This window comes from Azospirillum sp. ST 5-10 (assembly GCF_051225715.1).
Lineage (GTDB): Bacteria > Pseudomonadota > Alphaproteobacteria > Azospirillales > Azospirillaceae > Azospirillum.
Genome location: NZ_JBPJSP010000019.1, coordinates 85,995 through 99,445, shown reverse-complemented (window position 1 = coordinate 99,445; position 13,451 = coordinate 85,995). Strand labels below are relative to the sequence as shown.

The 13,451-nt window shown below is 72.7% G+C and carries 12 protein-coding genes; 10 read left to right on the top strand and 2 right to left on the bottom strand.

Annotated elements, in window-relative coordinates; genetic code table 11:
- The first annotated feature begins 85 nt into the window (after window positions 1–85).
- Together ACSBPG_RS20285 and ACSBPG_RS20280 are read left to right on the top strand one after the other, a co-directional pair.
- Window positions 86–829, top strand: coding sequence for an SDR family oxidoreductase (locus ACSBPG_RS20285; RefSeq protein WP_435539023.1), 744 nt, complete (start codon window positions 86–88; stop codon window positions 827–829).
- A 190-nt stretch (window positions 830–1,019) separates the two neighbouring features.
- Entirely contained in the window at window positions 1,020–2,099 is a 1,080-nt protein-coding gene (locus ACSBPG_RS20280) for an NAD(P)H-dependent flavin oxidoreductase (protein WP_435539022.1), read from the top strand.
- A 42-nt stretch (window positions 2,100–2,141) separates the two neighbouring features.
- Here the strand turns inward: ACSBPG_RS20280 and ACSBPG_RS20275 are convergent, their stop codons facing one another.
- Complete coding sequence (locus ACSBPG_RS20275) at window positions 2,142–3,737, bottom strand: winged helix-turn-helix domain-containing tetratricopeptide repeat protein (protein ID WP_435539021.1); 1,596 nt, start codon at window positions 3,735–3,737, stop codon at window positions 2,142–2,144.
- Between the two features lie 210 nt (window positions 3,738–3,947).
- On the opposite strand from ACSBPG_RS20275, the gene ACSBPG_RS20270 reads away from it, so the two are divergent.
- The 5 genes from ACSBPG_RS20270 to ACSBPG_RS20250 all read left to right on the top strand — a co-directional run bounded on the left by ACSBPG_RS20270 (window position 3,948) and on the right by ACSBPG_RS20250 (window position 8,148).
- A complete protein-coding gene (locus ACSBPG_RS20270) occupies window positions 3,948–4,703 on the top strand; it encodes an SDR family oxidoreductase (RefSeq protein ID WP_435539020.1) in 756 nt (251 codons plus the stop codon).
- 149 nt (window positions 4,704–4,852) lie between these two features.
- Window positions 4,853–5,590 carry an acetoacetate decarboxylase gene (locus ACSBPG_RS20265; RefSeq protein WP_435539019.1) on the top strand — a complete coding sequence of 246 codons (738 nt, stop codon included), beginning with the start codon at window positions 4,853–4,855 and terminating at the stop codon, window positions 5,588–5,590.
- A 28-nt stretch (window positions 5,591–5,618) separates the two neighbouring features.
- Entirely contained in the window at window positions 5,619–6,815 is a 1,197-nt protein-coding gene (locus ACSBPG_RS20260) for a DUF3734 domain-containing protein (RefSeq protein WP_435539018.1), read from the top strand.
- Window positions 6,816–6,852: 37 nt separating this feature from the next.
- Window positions 6,853–7,635: a 3-hydroxybutyrate dehydrogenase gene (locus tag ACSBPG_RS20255; protein WP_435539017.1), complete on the top strand. Its 783-nt coding sequence runs from the start codon at window positions 6,853–6,855 to the stop codon at window positions 7,633–7,635.
- A 48-nt stretch (window positions 7,636–7,683) separates the two neighbouring features.
- Window positions 7,684–8,148 (top strand): hypothetical protein, encoded by a 465-nt coding sequence (locus ACSBPG_RS20250; protein ID WP_435539016.1) that lies wholly within the window; start codon window positions 7,684–7,686, stop codon window positions 8,146–8,148.
- A gap of 62 nt (window positions 8,149–8,210) precedes the next feature.
- On the opposite strand, the gene ACSBPG_RS20245 is transcribed toward ACSBPG_RS20250, so the two are convergent.
- Entirely contained in the window at window positions 8,211–9,194 is a 984-nt protein-coding gene (locus ACSBPG_RS20245) for a LysR family transcriptional regulator (RefSeq protein WP_435539015.1), read from the bottom strand.
- A gap of 161 nt (window positions 9,195–9,355) precedes the next feature.
- Here ACSBPG_RS20245 and ACSBPG_RS20240 point away from each other — a divergent pair, with 161 nt between their 5' ends.
- The 3 genes from ACSBPG_RS20240 to ACSBPG_RS20230 are packed head-to-tail and all read left to right on the top strand — an operon-like array spanning window position 9,356 to window position 13,369.
- A complete protein-coding gene (locus ACSBPG_RS20240; protein WP_435539014.1) occupies window positions 9,356–10,459 on the top strand; it encodes an HlyD family secretion protein in 1,104 nt (367 codons plus the stop codon).
- 34 nt (window positions 10,460–10,493) lie between these two features.
- Entirely contained in the window at window positions 10,494–12,068 is a 1,575-nt protein-coding gene (locus ACSBPG_RS20235) for a DHA2 family efflux MFS transporter permease subunit (RefSeq protein ID WP_435539013.1), read from the top strand.
- A 35-nt stretch (window positions 12,069–12,103) separates the two neighbouring features.
- The gene (locus ACSBPG_RS20230; protein WP_435539012.1) at window positions 12,104–13,369 is read left to right on the top strand and encodes an adenylate/guanylate cyclase domain-containing protein; all 1,266 of its coding nucleotides are present in this window, start codon (window positions 12,104–12,106) and stop codon (window positions 13,367–13,369) included.
- Window positions 13,370–13,451 lie beyond the last annotated feature (82 nt).

Below are 13,451 nucleotides of genomic sequence, written 5' to 3'. Positions count from 1 at the left end.
CCTGCAAACGAAATTTGGACTGCCGATCGTAGCAGGTCCGGAGGCGGCGGCCTATCATCGGCCCCGCACCCCCACAGGAGTTCCCATGAAAACCGTTCTCATCACCGGATGCTCATCCGGGTTCGGCCTGGAGACCGCGCGCTATTTCCTCGATCGCGACTGGGCGGTCGTCGCCGCGATGCGCACGCCGCGCGCCGACGTTCTGCCCGCCTCCGAGCGCCTGCGCGTCGTCCCCCTCGACGTCACCGATCCCGACAGCATCGCCCGGGCCGTCGCGGCCGCGGGGCCGCTCGACGCCCTGGTCAACAACGCCGGGATCGGCCTGCTGAACGCTCTCGAGGGAGTCCCGATGGAGACCGCCCGCGAGGTCTTCGAGACGAACACGCTCGGCACGATGGCGATGACGCAGGCGGTGCTGCCGCAGTTCCGGCAGCGGACGTCCGGCGTCATCGTCAACGTCACGTCCAGCGTGACGTTGAAGCCGCTGCATTTGCTTTCGGTGTACACGGCGAGCAAGGCGGCGGTGAACGCCTTCACCGAATCCCTGGCGCTGGAGCTGGAACCCTTCAACGTGCGCGTGCATCTGGTGCTGCCGGGGCGGGCGCCGGAGACCCGGTTCGGCGAGAACGCGCGGACCCGCATGCAGAACGGCATTCCCGAGCCGTACGCGCCCTTGGCGCAGAGCGTCTTCGCGGCGTGGCAGCAGTCGTCCGTGGTCACCCGGGCGCTCGACGTGGCGGAAGCGGTGTGGCGCGCCGTCAACGACCCCTCCTGCCCGATGCGCCTCGCCGCCGGCGCCGACGCCGTGGCGCTCGCCGCGGGACGTTGATCGGAGGGGGGTGCGGGCACACCCCTCGCCGCGCGATGCCACGGGCCCTCGCCCGTTCCCGTCCCCATCCCCGTCATGGCGTGCCGCCGCTCTTTTCGGTTGGAAGGACGGCCGCCGTCTGCTTTGGATCGTGGCGGCGGCGACCGCCGCCCGGTCGCCGCACCGACCTCGTGGAAGAAGGAGCCGCGCCATGACCCACGCAATCGACGCTCGCATCCCCAGCCTCTTCGGGATCGCCCTTCCCATCGTCCAGGCACCGATGGCCGGGGCCACCACCCCGGAGATGGTGGTGGCGGTGAGCGAGGCGGGCGGCCTGGGGTCCTTGCCGAGCGCCCAGTACTCCGTGGCCCAGCTTCGCGACGCGCTGGACGTCGTCCGCAGCGCGACGGCCAAGCCCATCAACCTGAACTTCTTCTGCCATGCCGCTCCGGGCGCGGATGCGGCGCGGCAGGCGGGATGGCGGGCGACGCTGGCGCCCTATTATCGGGAAGCCGGACTCGATCCCGACCAGCCGATCGCGAGCGTCGGCCGGGCGCCGTTCGACGACGCGTTCTGCGCCGTCGTCGAGGAGTACCGGCCGGAGGTCGTGAGCTTCCACTTCGGGCTGCCGCCGGACGCCCTGCTCGAGCGGGTGAGGCGGACGGGCGCGAAGATCCTGTCGTCGGCGACCACGGTCGCCGAGGCGCGGTGGCTCGCGGCGCGGGGCGTCGACGCGGTGATCGCGATGGGAGCGGAGGCGGGCGGCCACCGCGGCAACTTCCTCACCGACGACATGACGACGCAGGTCGGGACGATGGCCCTGGTTCCCCAGGTCGTCGACGCGGTGGACGTGCCGGTGATCGCCGCGGGCGGCATCGCCGACCGCCGCGGGGTCCTGGCCGCCTTCGCGCTCGGCGCGGCGGCCGTGCAGGTCGGCACGGCCTATCTTCTCACCGACGAGGCGGCGGTCTCGCCCCGGCACCGCGACGCGCTGCTGAGCGCCGCCGCCGAGCACACGGCGATCACCAACGTCTTCACCGGCCGGCCGGCGCGCGGCATCACCAACCGTCTCATGCGCGAGGTCGGGCCGCTGGCGGGCGCCGTTCCGCCGTTCCCGACGGCCGCCGACGCCCTGGCGCCGTTGCGCCGTGCCGCGGAGGCCGCCGGCTCGACGGACTTCACGAACCTCTGGGCGGGGCAGGCGGTCCGCCTCGCCCGCCCGACCACGGCCGCGGCCCTGACCTTGGCGCTGGCGGGTGCGGCCGGGGAACCCGCCGACCCGGCGTCCTGACGCGTCGGGCGGGTCGCCCGCCGGGCGGGGGCGGCGCGCCCGTCACTCCGGCAGTCCGGCCTTCCGCAGCCCCTCGGCGAACGTCGCCAGATCCTCCGGCCGGTGGACCGGCAGCCAGTCCGCGAGGCCGGAGACGCGGAACGTCGGATCGCGCTGGCGGACGTGGTCGATCGCCCGCCGCGCCTCGTCCGACCGGCCGGCGAGCGCGTGGCTCGCGGCGATGGTGGCGACGACCATCAGGAAGCTCGGCAGGTCGCGGTACGCCTTCTCCGCCCACGACGACGCGGCGTCGAAGCGTCCCGCGAACAGGTGGGCGAGCGCCATCCCCGCCTGCATCCGGAACATCTCCGGGTCGAGCGGGCTGAAACGCATGGCGCGCGTGAAATGCGCGATCGCCGCCTCCGGATCACCGCGCTCGGCGCGCAGGAAGCCGCCGAGGAACCACGCCGCCGCCAGGTTCGGGTCGAGCGCGAGCGCCCGGTCGAGCAGGGCGATGCCGCCGTCGAGGTCGCCGGTGAAATGGGCGAGCGCATGGCCGCCGCGGGTGAGCGCGACCGCGTCGTCCTTGCCGAGTTCGACGGCCAGGCGGGCGAGGCGGGTGCCTTCCGCGGTGTCGCGCGCGCGGTCGGCCATCCAGCCGTTGATCCTGCGCCAGAAATGGCACCACGCCGCCATCGCGTGGGCCGACGCGTAGTCGGGATCGAGCGCGGCCGCCTTGTGGAACAGCGGCAATCCTTCGTCGACCGCCTCCCGGGTGCCCCGGTTCAGGGCCGCCCGTCCGCGCAGATAGTAGTCGTAGGCGTCGAGGCTGTCGGTGGGCTTGCGTTTCGCCCGTTCGATCTCGACCCGTTCGAGCTGCGGCACGATCACGCCGACGACGCTCGCCGAGATCTGGTCCTGCAGTTCGAAGATGTCGTCGAGGGTGCCCTCGAAACGCTCCGCCCAGATGTGCGCCCCGGTCGTCGCGTCGACGAGCTGCCCGGTGATGCGCATGCGGTTCGCCGCCTTGCGCATGCTGCCTTCCAGCACGTAGCGCACGCCGAGCTCGCGTCCCACCCGCTTCACGTCGACCGCCCGGCCCTTGTACGTGAAGCTCGAATTGCGGGCGATGACGAACAGCCAGCGGATGCGCGACAGCGCCGAGATGATGTCTTCGACCGCGCCGTCGATGAAGTAGTCCTGCTCCGGCTCGCCGCTCAGGTTGAGGAACGGCAGGACGGCGACGGAGGGCTTGTCGGGCAGGGCCAGCGGCGGTGCCGGCGCCTCGCCGGACGGGGCGGCGTCGGCCGTCGCGGCCGCCGCCCCGTGGGACGGGGAGGCCGGCGCCGGCGCTTCCCTGACCTCGCCGACGAACCGGAAGCCCTTGCGGGCGACCGTCCGGATCAGGCGCTGGTCGGTGCCGCTGTCGCCGATCGCCTTGCGCGCCGCGTTGATGTGGCTGGCCAGGGTCGATTCCGAGACGATCCGCCCGCCCCACACCGTGTCGAGCAGGCTGTCCCGGCTGACGACCCGCTCGCGGTTCTCGAGCAGGTGGAGCAGCAGGTCGAAGACTTGCGGCCCGACGGCGACCACCGCGGAGCCGCGGGACAGCTCCCGGCGGTCGGGGTCGAGCAGGCAGTCTCCGAACAAGAACGGCATTCGGCGCTCCCTTACCGCCGCGTGCGGAGGCCGGGCAGGCGGCCGGGGCATTGATAGCACGGCCGCCGCGATCGTTCCTGGACAAAAATCCAAGCCTCTCCCAAGGGCAATTCAAGGCCGCCGCAAAGTCTTCGCGCCGCGCCTCGGGCATCCTCCGCACACCGATGGCGGCCCCCGTCGGACCGCCGTCCCATCCACAGGGAGAGTCCCGTGAAGATCACAGTCATCGGAGGCAGCGGCCTCATCGGCTCCAAGATCGTCGACCGGCTGCGCCGCAAGGGTCACGAGGTGGTCGCGGCGTCGCTCGCCTCGGGCGTCAACACCGTCACCGGCGAGGGGCTGGCCGCCGCGGTCGCCGGCGCGCAGGTCGTCGTCGACGTCGCCAACTCGCCCACCTTCGAGGACGAGGCGGCCATGGACTTCTTCCGCAAGTCCGGCCGCAACCTGCTGGCCGCCGAGGCCGCCGCCGGGACGGCGCACCACGTCGCCCTCTCGGTGGTCGGGACCGACCGCCTCCAGGCGATGGGATACTTCCGCGCGAAGCTGGCCCAGGAGGAGCTGATCAAGGCCTCGGGAAGGCCCTACACGATCGTCCGCTCGACGCAGTTCTTCGAGTTCCTGGGCGCCATCGCGGATTCCGGCACGGTCGGCCAGACCGCCCGCCTGTCGCCCGCCCTGTTCCAGCCCATCGCCTCGGACGACGTGGCGGATGCGATGGTCGGCGTCGCCCTCGGCGCGCCGGTGAACGGCACGGTCGAGATCGCCGGCCCGGACCGGGCGCCCATCGACGACCTGGTCGGGCGGTTCCTGCGCGCCACCGGCGATCCCCGCACCGTGACCGCGGACGCCCGCGCCGGCTATTTCGGCATCGCCGTGGACGACCGGTCGCTCACCCCCGGCGCCGACCCGCGCATCGGCGCGACGCATTTCGAGGATTGGCTCGGCCGCGTGCTGCCCCGGCGTTAGCCGGCACGCGGCCGAGCCTCACCGCGGCGCCGGCCGGCGGCCGCGGACGCCCCCAGCCCCCCGCGCGCCTTCGGCGGGCCGGCCGGCCCGCCGGCCCCGGCCGGAACTCCCGGCCGGGGCCGGACCCCCAGCGCACAGGACAGGACACCATGGACCAGACCACCTTGCGGCGAAGCGCGTTCGCCATGCCGCCCACCAGCCCGGCCTTTCCGCCGGGACCCTACCGCTTCGTCGACCGCCAGTACTTCATTGTCCGCTACCGCACGGATCCGGAGGCGCTGCGCCGGGTGGTGCCGGAGCCGCTCGAGATCGTCGAGCCGGTGGTGAACTACGAATTCATCCGCATGCCGGACTCGACCGGCTTCGGCGACTACACGGAAAGCGGCCAGGTCATCCCGGTGCGCCACGGCGGCCGGATCGGCGGCTACACCCACCAGATGTTCCTCGACGACCACCCGCCGATCGCCGCCGGCCGCGAGCTCTGGGGCTTTCCCAAGAAGCTGGCGCGGCCGGCCCTGGCGGTCGAGACCGACACGCTGGTCGGCACCTTGAACTACGGCTCGGTCCGCGTCGCCACCGCGACGATGGGCTACAAGCACCGCGCCCTCGACCCGGCGACCGAGGCCCGGGCCCTGGCGGCGCCGAACTTCCTGCTCAAGGTCATCCCGCACGTGGACGGCGGCCCCCGCGTCTGCGAGCTGGTGCGCTTCCATCTCGAGGACGTGACGGTGAAGGGCGCCTGGACCGGCCCGGCTTCCCTGCACCTGGCCCCGCACGCGCTGGCGCCCGTCGCCGAGCTGCCGGTGCTGGAGGTGCTGTCGGCCAAGCATCTCGTCGCCGACCTGACGCTCGGCCTCGGCGCCGTCGTGCACGACTACCTGGCGTGACCCGCCCTCCAAACGATCGAGGCAGACCATGAAACAGATGAGCGGCCTTGAGCGGCAGCCGGCGGCCGGCGCCGCGGGGCGCATCCAGGTGCCGCGCTACGACGTCGTCGCCCTGGTGCTGCAAGGCGGTGGCGCGCTCGGCGCCTACCAGGCAGGGGTCTACGAGGGGCTGCACGAGGCGGGGATCCGGCCGACCTGGCTGGCCGGCGTCTCGATCGGCGCGCTCAACGCCGCGGTGATCGCCGGCGCGCCCGAAGACCAGCGCGTCGGCCGGCTGCGCGAATTCTGGGAGACGATCTGCGCCGTGCCGGTCGACTGGACCACCAACGGGAGCCTCGCGGGCACCCTCCCGTTCGCCCTCGACTTGCGCACGGCCCACAACGCCGCCGCGGCGATGCGGGCCGTGCTGATGGGCCAGAGCGGCTTCTTCAAGCCGCGCTTCCCGCCGCCGTTCCTGTCGCCCTCTCCGGGCGACGCCGCCACCAGCTTCTACGACACCACGCCGCTGCGCGCCACGCTGGAGCGGCTGGTCGATTTCGACCGCCTGAACTCGGGCGAGGTCCGGGTCAGCGTCGCCGCGGTCAACGTCCGCAGCGGCAACCTCGTGCATTTCGACACTGCCGAGCGCCGGCTGCGGCCGGAGCACTTCATGGCCTCGGGAGCGCTGCCGCCGGGCTTCCCCGCCATCGAGATCGAGGGCGACTATTACTGGGACGGCGGGATGGTGTCGAACACGCCCCTCTCCCGCGTCCTGTCGGGCGAGCCGCAGCGCGACACCCTGACCTTCCAGGTCGACCTGTGGTCGGCCAAGGGCCGGCTGCCCGTCGACCTGCGCGACGTGGCGAGCCGGCAGAAGGACATCCAGTACTCCAGCCGGACCCGCGCCATCACCAACCACATGCTGCAGATGCAGACGATGCGCCAGGCGCTGCGGCACCTGCTGGAGCGGCTGCCGGACGAGGCGCGCGGCGAGCCGCGGATCGCCGCGATCGCCGATCTCGCCCGCCACCGGGCGCACAACATCGTCCACCTGATCTACCAGTCCAAGGTCTTCGAGGGCCACTCCAAGGACTACGAGTTCGGCCCGGCCGCCATGCGCGAACACTGGCAAAGCGGCCTGGAGGACATCCGCCGCACCCTGGCGGATCCCCGCCGCCTGGACCGGCCGGCGCCGGACCCGGGCTTCGTCACCCACGACGTCCACCGCGAATCCCGGGCCTCCTAGCCCGCACGCTCGCGTCACATCACGAGGGAAGACAGTCATGTTGAAGGGGAAGGTGGCGATCGTCACCGGTTCGACCAGCGGCATCGGCCTCGGCATCGCCAGGGCGCTGGCCGGCGAGGGCGCCGACATCGTGTTGAACGGCTTCGGCGACCCCCGCGAGATCGCGGCGCTCCGCGACTGGATCGAGCGCGCGCACGGCGTGCGCGTCGTCCACGACGCCGCCGACGTGTCGAAGGGCACCGCGGTGCGGGATCTCGTCGCGACCGCGGTCGAGACGCTGGGCCGCGTCGACATCCTGGTCAACAACGCCGGCATCCAGTTCACGGCGCCGGTCGAGGCGTTCCCGGCCGAGCGGTGGGACGCCATCCTGGCCGTCAACCTGTCGGCCGCGTTCCACGGCATCGCCGCCGCGCTGCCGTGGATGAGGGAACGGGGCTGGGGCCGGATCGTCAACGTCGCCTCGGCGCACGGCCTCGTCGGCTCGACCCACAAGGCCGCCTACGTCGCGGCCAAGCACGGGCTGGTCGGGCTGACCAAGGTGGTCGGGCTGGAGACCGCCGGCACCGGCGTGACCGCCAACGCCATCTGTCCCGGCTGGGTGCGCACCCCGCTGGTCGAGAAGCAGATCGCCGACATCGCGGCCGAGCGGGCGATCAGCCGGCGCGACGCGGCGGCGAGCCTGCTGGGCGAGAAGCAGCCCTCGCAGGCCTTCGTGACGCCGGAGCAGCTGGGCGGCACCGTCGTCTTCCTGTGCTCGCCCGCGGCCGACCAGATCACCGGAACCGCCATCGCCGTCGACGGCGCCTGGACGGCCCAATAGAGCGGGCGCTTCGACGCACCTCCATCCAGCGGTGAAAGGACATCGGACATGGACACGAACGAGGAGAACCGCGCCGTGCTGGTCACGGTGGTCGTCATGGTCGCGTTCAACGGCCTGTTCCTGTCGGCGAACGGGCTGTTCATGCTCGTCGCGCCGGCGCTGTGGTACGACTCCGTGCCCGGCGTCACGGACACGGGCTTCTTCAACCAGCATTTCGTCCGCGACATCGGGCTCATCCAGCTTTTCCTCGGCATCGCCTTCGCGGCCGGGGCGGTCTGGCCGGAGCGCCGGATCGGGCTGTGGGGCGTGGCGACCCTGTGGCTGTGGGCGCACGCGCTCTTCCACTTCTGGGAGGTGGCGGTCGGCATCTGCGCGCCCTCGGCGATCCCCCGCGACTTCCCCGCCGTCACCCTGCCGGCGATCCTCGGCTTCGTGCTCACGCTGTGGGCCGCCCGTGACGCGCGCGCCGGACACGGCGCGTTCGCCCGCGGCCGGTACGACCTGTCCCGGTGAGCGGGAAAGGCCGCCGGGCCGCGCATCGGGCATGTCCCCCGTCCGCGTCCGGCGGCGGAGGGTCACGCCGGCCCGCCCCCGCGGAGATCGCCCGCGGGCGGGAGCCCGGCGGCGGTGTCCGGCCCGGCGGCGGCGACGTTGTAGGGGTTCAGCCACGCGCCGTGCCTGCCGAAGTGGACCGCCAGCAGGTCGATGAACGTCCGCACCTTGGGGGACAGATGCTCGCGGTGCGGGTAGATGGCGTGGATCGCGAATTCGGGCGGCCGGAACGCCGGCAGAAGCTGGCGCAGGGCGCCGCTGCGGAGGTCGTCGAGCACGATGAAGCTGGGCAGCAGCAGCACGCCGCCGCCGCTCAGGGCGATCAGACGCATCGTCTCGGCGCTGTTGGTCACCAGGTTGCCGGACACCCGGACCGCCACCGGCTGCCGGTCCGGCCCCGTGAAGCGCCACTCGCTGCCGTAGGGATAGTGGCTGTAGCGCAGGCAGTTGTGGCGGGCCAGGTCGTCCAGGCTCCGCGGCACGCCGTGCCTCTCCAGGTAGGCGGGGGCGGCGCACAGGACGTGGCGCCAGGGCGTGAGCTGGCGGGCGATCAGGCTGGAGCTCTGCGGCAGCAGGGGATGGATCACCAGGTCGATCCCCTCGTCCACCAGGTCGATCATGGTGTCGCCCATGGTCAGCTCCACCGAGACGGCCGGGTGCTGCACGGCGTACTCGCCGACCGCCGGCGCGATGAAGCGGGCCAGATGCGTGCCGATGTGCAAGCGCAGCGTGCCCCGCGGCGTCGCGTTCAAGGCGCCGGCGAGTTCGTCGGCCGCCTCCAGGTCGGCCAGGATGGTGACGCAGCGCTCGTAGTACGCCCTGCCGGCGTCGGTCAGGCCGACGCGGCGCGTGGTGCGGTTCAGCAGGCGGACCGCGAGCCGGTTCTCCAGCGCCTGGACGTGGTTGCTGACCATGGTGACCGACATGTTCAGGCGCCGCGCCGCCGCGGAGAAGCCGCCGCAGTCCACCACCCGCACGAACGCCGTCAGGCTCGCCAGCCGGTCCACGCGCACCCTCCGCCGTTTCGTTTCCCGCGGATTATCCACCCGCACTGGACAATCTTTCCAGCCTTTCCCGAATTCCCGCCGGGCCGGCGGCGGCCCATCCTCCCCCGTGCGGGCACCGGCCGTCGGGCCGGCATGGCCGCGCGCAGAGCAGGCAGGATGCTATGGTTGAACTGACACAGGACGGCAGGGCCGAGGCGCTGCGGGCGCCCGGCGGCACGCTGAGGGCGGGCAGGCGGGCGGTGCTGGCGCTGGCGCTCCTCGGCGCCGCCGTGGCCGCGGCCTACGCCGGACACCGCTACTGGACGGTGGGCCGCTATCTCGAGGCGACCGACGACGCCTACATCAAGGCGGACCACACGGTGATCGCCCCGAAGGTGGCGGGCTACGTCGCCGAGGTGCTCGTCCAGGACAACGAGCGGGTGGCCGCCGGCCAGGTGCTGGCCCGCATCGACGACCGCGACTTCCGCGTGGCGCTCGACCAGGCGGCGGCGAAGCTGGAGGCGGCGGAGGCGGCGATCCGCAACCTGGACGCCCGGATCGTGCTGCAGCGCTCCCTCATCGAGCAGGAGAGGGCCGGTGTCGCCGCCAGCGAAGTGGCCCTGGCCTTCGCGCGGCAGGACAACGCCCGCTACAGCAACCTGGTGCGGACCGGCTACGGCACGACCCAGCGGGCCCAGCAGGCGAAGGCGAGCCTCGGCGAGGCGGAAGCGGCGCTGCGCGGCGACCGCGCCGCCCTGACCGCCGCCCAGGACCGGATCAAGGTGCTGACGACCGAGCGCGCCCAGGCCGAGGCGGAGCGCGACCACAGCCTCAGCGCGCTGCGCCAGGCCCGGCTGGACCTGTCCTACACCGTCATCACCGCGCCGATCGACGGCGTCGCCGGCGCCCGCTCGCTGCGGGTCGGCCAGTACGTCCAGACAGGGACGCAGCTCATGGCGGTGGTGCCGCTGCGGGCGGTCTACGTCGTCGCGAACTACAAGGAGACGCAGCTCGCCCGGGTGCACGCCGGCCAGCCCGTGACGATCGCCGTGGACGGCTTTCCCGGCGTGGAGCTGACGGGCCGGGTGGACAGCCTGTCGCCGGTCAGCGGGCTGGAGTTCGCCCTGCTGCCGCCGGACAACGCGACCGGCAACTTCACCAAGATCGTGCAGCGCATCCCCGTGAAGATCCTCCTGGATCCCGGGCCGCTGGCGGGTCTGCTGCGTCCCGGCATGTCGGTCGTGCCGACCATCGACACGCGTCCGCCGGACGCGACCGCCGACTGAACCCGCCCCGCCCACCCGTCATCGGACCGCAGCCATGTCGATCCCCACCACGGCCGGCGCCGCGCCCCGCGCCTCCTCCCGGAACTGGCTCGCCGTGATCGGCGCCACCCTCGGCGCGTTCATGGCTGTCCTCAACATCCAGATCGTCAACGCCTCGCTGGCCGACATCCAGGGCGCCATCGGCGCCGGCATCGACGACGGCGGATGGATCTCCACCGCCTATCTCGTCGCGGAGATCATCGTCATCCCGCTGAGCGGCTGGCTGGCCCAGGTCTTCTCCCTCCGCCGCTACCTGCTGACCAACGCCGTGCTGTTCCTGGTCTTCTCGGTCCTGTGCGCCTTCGCGGCGAGCCTGGAGCAGATGATCGTGCTGCGGGCGATCCAGGGGTTCAGCGGCGGGGTGCTGATCCCGATGGCCTTCACCATCATCATCACCCTGCTGCCCAAGGCCAAGCAGCCCGTCGGGCTCGCCCTGTTCGCGCTGTCGGCGACCTTCGCCCCGGCGATCGGGCCGACCATCGGCGGCTATCTGACCGAGAACTGGGGCTGGCAGTACATCTTCTACGTCAACCTGATCCCCGGCGCGCTGATGGTCGGGATGCTGGCGGTCTCCCTGGAGGCCGCGCCGATGAGGCTGGCCCTCCTGAAGTCGGGGGACTGGCCGGGCATCGCCACCCTGGCCCTGGGGCTCGGCAGCCTGCAGACCGTGCTGGAGGAGGGCAACAAGGAGGACTGGCTCGGCTCGCCCTTTATCCTGCGGCTGAGCGTCGTCGCGGCGGTCAGCCTGGTCCTGTTCGTCTGGATCGAGCTGCGCAGCGCGCGGCCGCTGCTGAACCTGCGGCTGCTGGCGCAGCGCAACTTCGGCTTCGGCATCCTCGCCAACTTCATGCTGGGCGTGGCGCTGTACGGATCGGTCTTCGTCCTCCCCGTCTATCTCGCGCGCATCCAGGACTACAACGCCGAGCAGATCGGCGCCGTGCTGGCCTGGACCGGGCTGCCGCAGCTCCTGCTGATTCCCCTGGTGCCCCGGCTGATGGCGCGGTTCGACGCGCGCCTGCTGATCGCCGTCGGCTTCGCGCTGTTCGCCGCGAGCGCCTTCATGAACACGACGATGACGGCGGACCACGCCGCCGACCAGCTCCTGCTGCCGAACATCGTCCGCGCCGTCGGGCAGGCGCTCGTCTTCGCGCCGCTGTCGGTCGTCGCCACCGCCGGCATCGACCGGGAGAACGCCGGCTCCGCCTCCGGCCTGTTCAACATGATGCGCAACCTCGGCGGCGCCGTCGGCATCGCCCTGCTGCAGACCGTCCTGACCAAGCGGGAGCAGTTCCATTCCAACATCCTGTCGCAGGCGGTGTCGCTGTTCGATCCGGCGACCGTGGCGCGGGTCGACCAGCTCACCCGGCATTTCCAGAGCCGCGGCTTCCCCGACCCCATCGACGCCGGCCGCCGCGCCTACGCGGCGATCGGCGCGGTCATCCGCCAGCAGGCCTTCGTGATGGCCTTCAGCGACGTCTTCTTCCTCCTGGGGATCGCCCTGACCGTCGCCCTCGGGGCGTCGCTGCTGTTGCGCAAGCCGGCGTCCGCCGGCGCGGCCGGCGCCCATTGACCCCCGAGACCGACACCGGCGACCGGAGCGTTCCGATGAAACACACCCTCGACCGGCCGGCGCCGGCCCCCGTCATCCCCGTCCGCCGCGGCCGTGGCGCCTCCTCCTCGCGCTGCGCGCCGGTCGTGGAGGTGGTGGAGTGGTTGGCCGGCGACGACTGCCACGCCATGGACGAGGCGGCCCTGGCCGCCGGGCTGGGCCGCCGGCTGCGGGCGGTGGGGCTGCCGGTCGACCGGCTAACGCTCCACCTGCGCACGCTGCATCCGGAGATCCTCGGGCGCACCCTGGCCTGGGCGCCGGACGAGGCGGTGGAGGTCCGCGAACACGGCCTCGCCGCGGCGGCCCGCTTCGTCGGGAGCGCCGTGCACCGGGTGATGGAGACGGGCAAGCCGCTGCGGGTGCGGATGGCCGACCAGACGGCGCCGGTGTCCGGCCTGGACGTCTTCGCCGGACGCGGCTTGGTGGAGCTGCTGATCGCGCCGCTGAACGGCACGGACGGCCCGGTCAGCGCCGCCGCCTTCGGCACGGCGCGGCCCGGCGGCTTCTCGGCGGCCGACCACGCGGCCCTGCAGCGCATCCTGCCGGCGCTGCGCAACGGCTGCGAGCTGCGCACCTTGCGCCAGATGGAGCGGACGCTGCTCGACACCTATGTCGGGACCGCCACGGCCCGGCGCATCCTGGCCGGCCATGTCCGGCGCGGCCAGGTGGAGACGCTGCGCACGGCACTGCTGCTGTGCGACATGCGCGGCTTCACGGATCTGTCGAACCGCCTGCCGAGCGCCCGCGTGCTGGCGCTGCTCGACCGCTATTTCGACGAGGTGCTGCCGGCCGTCGCGGCGGCCGGCGGCGAGGTGCTGAAGTTCATGGGCGACGCCGTGCTGGCCTTCTTCCCCGACCGCCGGCCGGAGGCGGCCTGCGCCATGGCGCTGCGCGCGGCGCGGGAGATCGGCGAGCGCCTGGCGCCCCACGCCGCGGCCGAGCCGCCGCTGGCCGCCGCCGTCGCGCTGCACTACGGCGAGGTGAGCTACGGCAACATCGGCTCCGGCCGGCGGCTCGACTTCACCCTGGTCGGACCGGACGTGAACCTCGTCAGCCGCATCCAGGCGGTGGGCAGCCGGACCGGCCGGCCGCTGCTGATGTCGCGCAGCTTCGCCGACCGGCTTCCCGGCGAGCGGGTGGCGCCGGTCGGACGGTTCGCGCTGAAGGGCTTCGCCGAGCCGGTGAGCCTCTTCGGGCTGGCCGTCCCGCCGGACGGAGTGCCGGCCCGACCGGAGGAGGGGAGGGCGGACGGCGGCCGCTGAACGGCGGCACGGCCGGGGGGCGGGAGCGGCCGGGCCGGCACGCGGGATTGGACAGGGCGTCCCACAGATCCATACAATGCAC

What these genes read in the sequence shown, in the direction of transcription:
- ACSBPG_RS20250 (WP_435539016.1), top strand. Translation starts at nt 7,684, where the DNA reads ATGGACACGAACGAGGAGAACCGCGCCGTGCTGGTCACGGTGGTCGTC.
- ACSBPG_RS20255 (WP_435539017.1), top strand. Translation starts at nt 6,853, where the DNA reads ATGTTGAAGGGGAAGGTGGCGATCGTCACCGGTTCGACCAGCGGCATC.
- ACSBPG_RS20240 (WP_435539014.1), top strand. Translation starts at nt 9,356, where the DNA reads ATGGTTGAACTGACACAGGACGGCAGGGCCGAGGCGCTGCGGGCGCCC.
- ACSBPG_RS20285 (WP_435539023.1), top strand. Translation starts at nt 86, where the DNA reads ATGAAAACCGTTCTCATCACCGGATGCTCATCCGGGTTCGGCCTGGAG.
- ACSBPG_RS20230 (WP_435539012.1), top strand. Translation starts at nt 12,104, where the DNA reads ATGAAACACACCCTCGACCGGCCGGCGCCGGCCCCCGTCATCCCCGTC.
- ACSBPG_RS20235 (WP_435539013.1), top strand. Translation starts at nt 10,494, where the DNA reads ATGTCGATCCCCACCACGGCCGGCGCCGCGCCCCGCGCCTCCTCCCGG.
- ACSBPG_RS20280 (WP_435539022.1), top strand. Translation starts at nt 1,020, where the DNA reads ATGACCCACGCAATCGACGCTCGCATCCCCAGCCTCTTCGGGATCGCC.
- ACSBPG_RS20275 (WP_435539021.1), bottom strand. Translation starts at nt 3,737, where the DNA reads ATGCCGTTCTTGTTCGGAGACTGCCTGCTCGACCCCGACCGCCGGGAG.
- ACSBPG_RS20260 (WP_435539018.1), top strand. Translation starts at nt 5,619, where the DNA reads ATGAAACAGATGAGCGGCCTTGAGCGGCAGCCGGCGGCCGGCGCCGCG.
- ACSBPG_RS20265 (WP_435539019.1), top strand. Translation starts at nt 4,853, where the DNA reads ATGGACCAGACCACCTTGCGGCGAAGCGCGTTCGCCATGCCGCCCACC.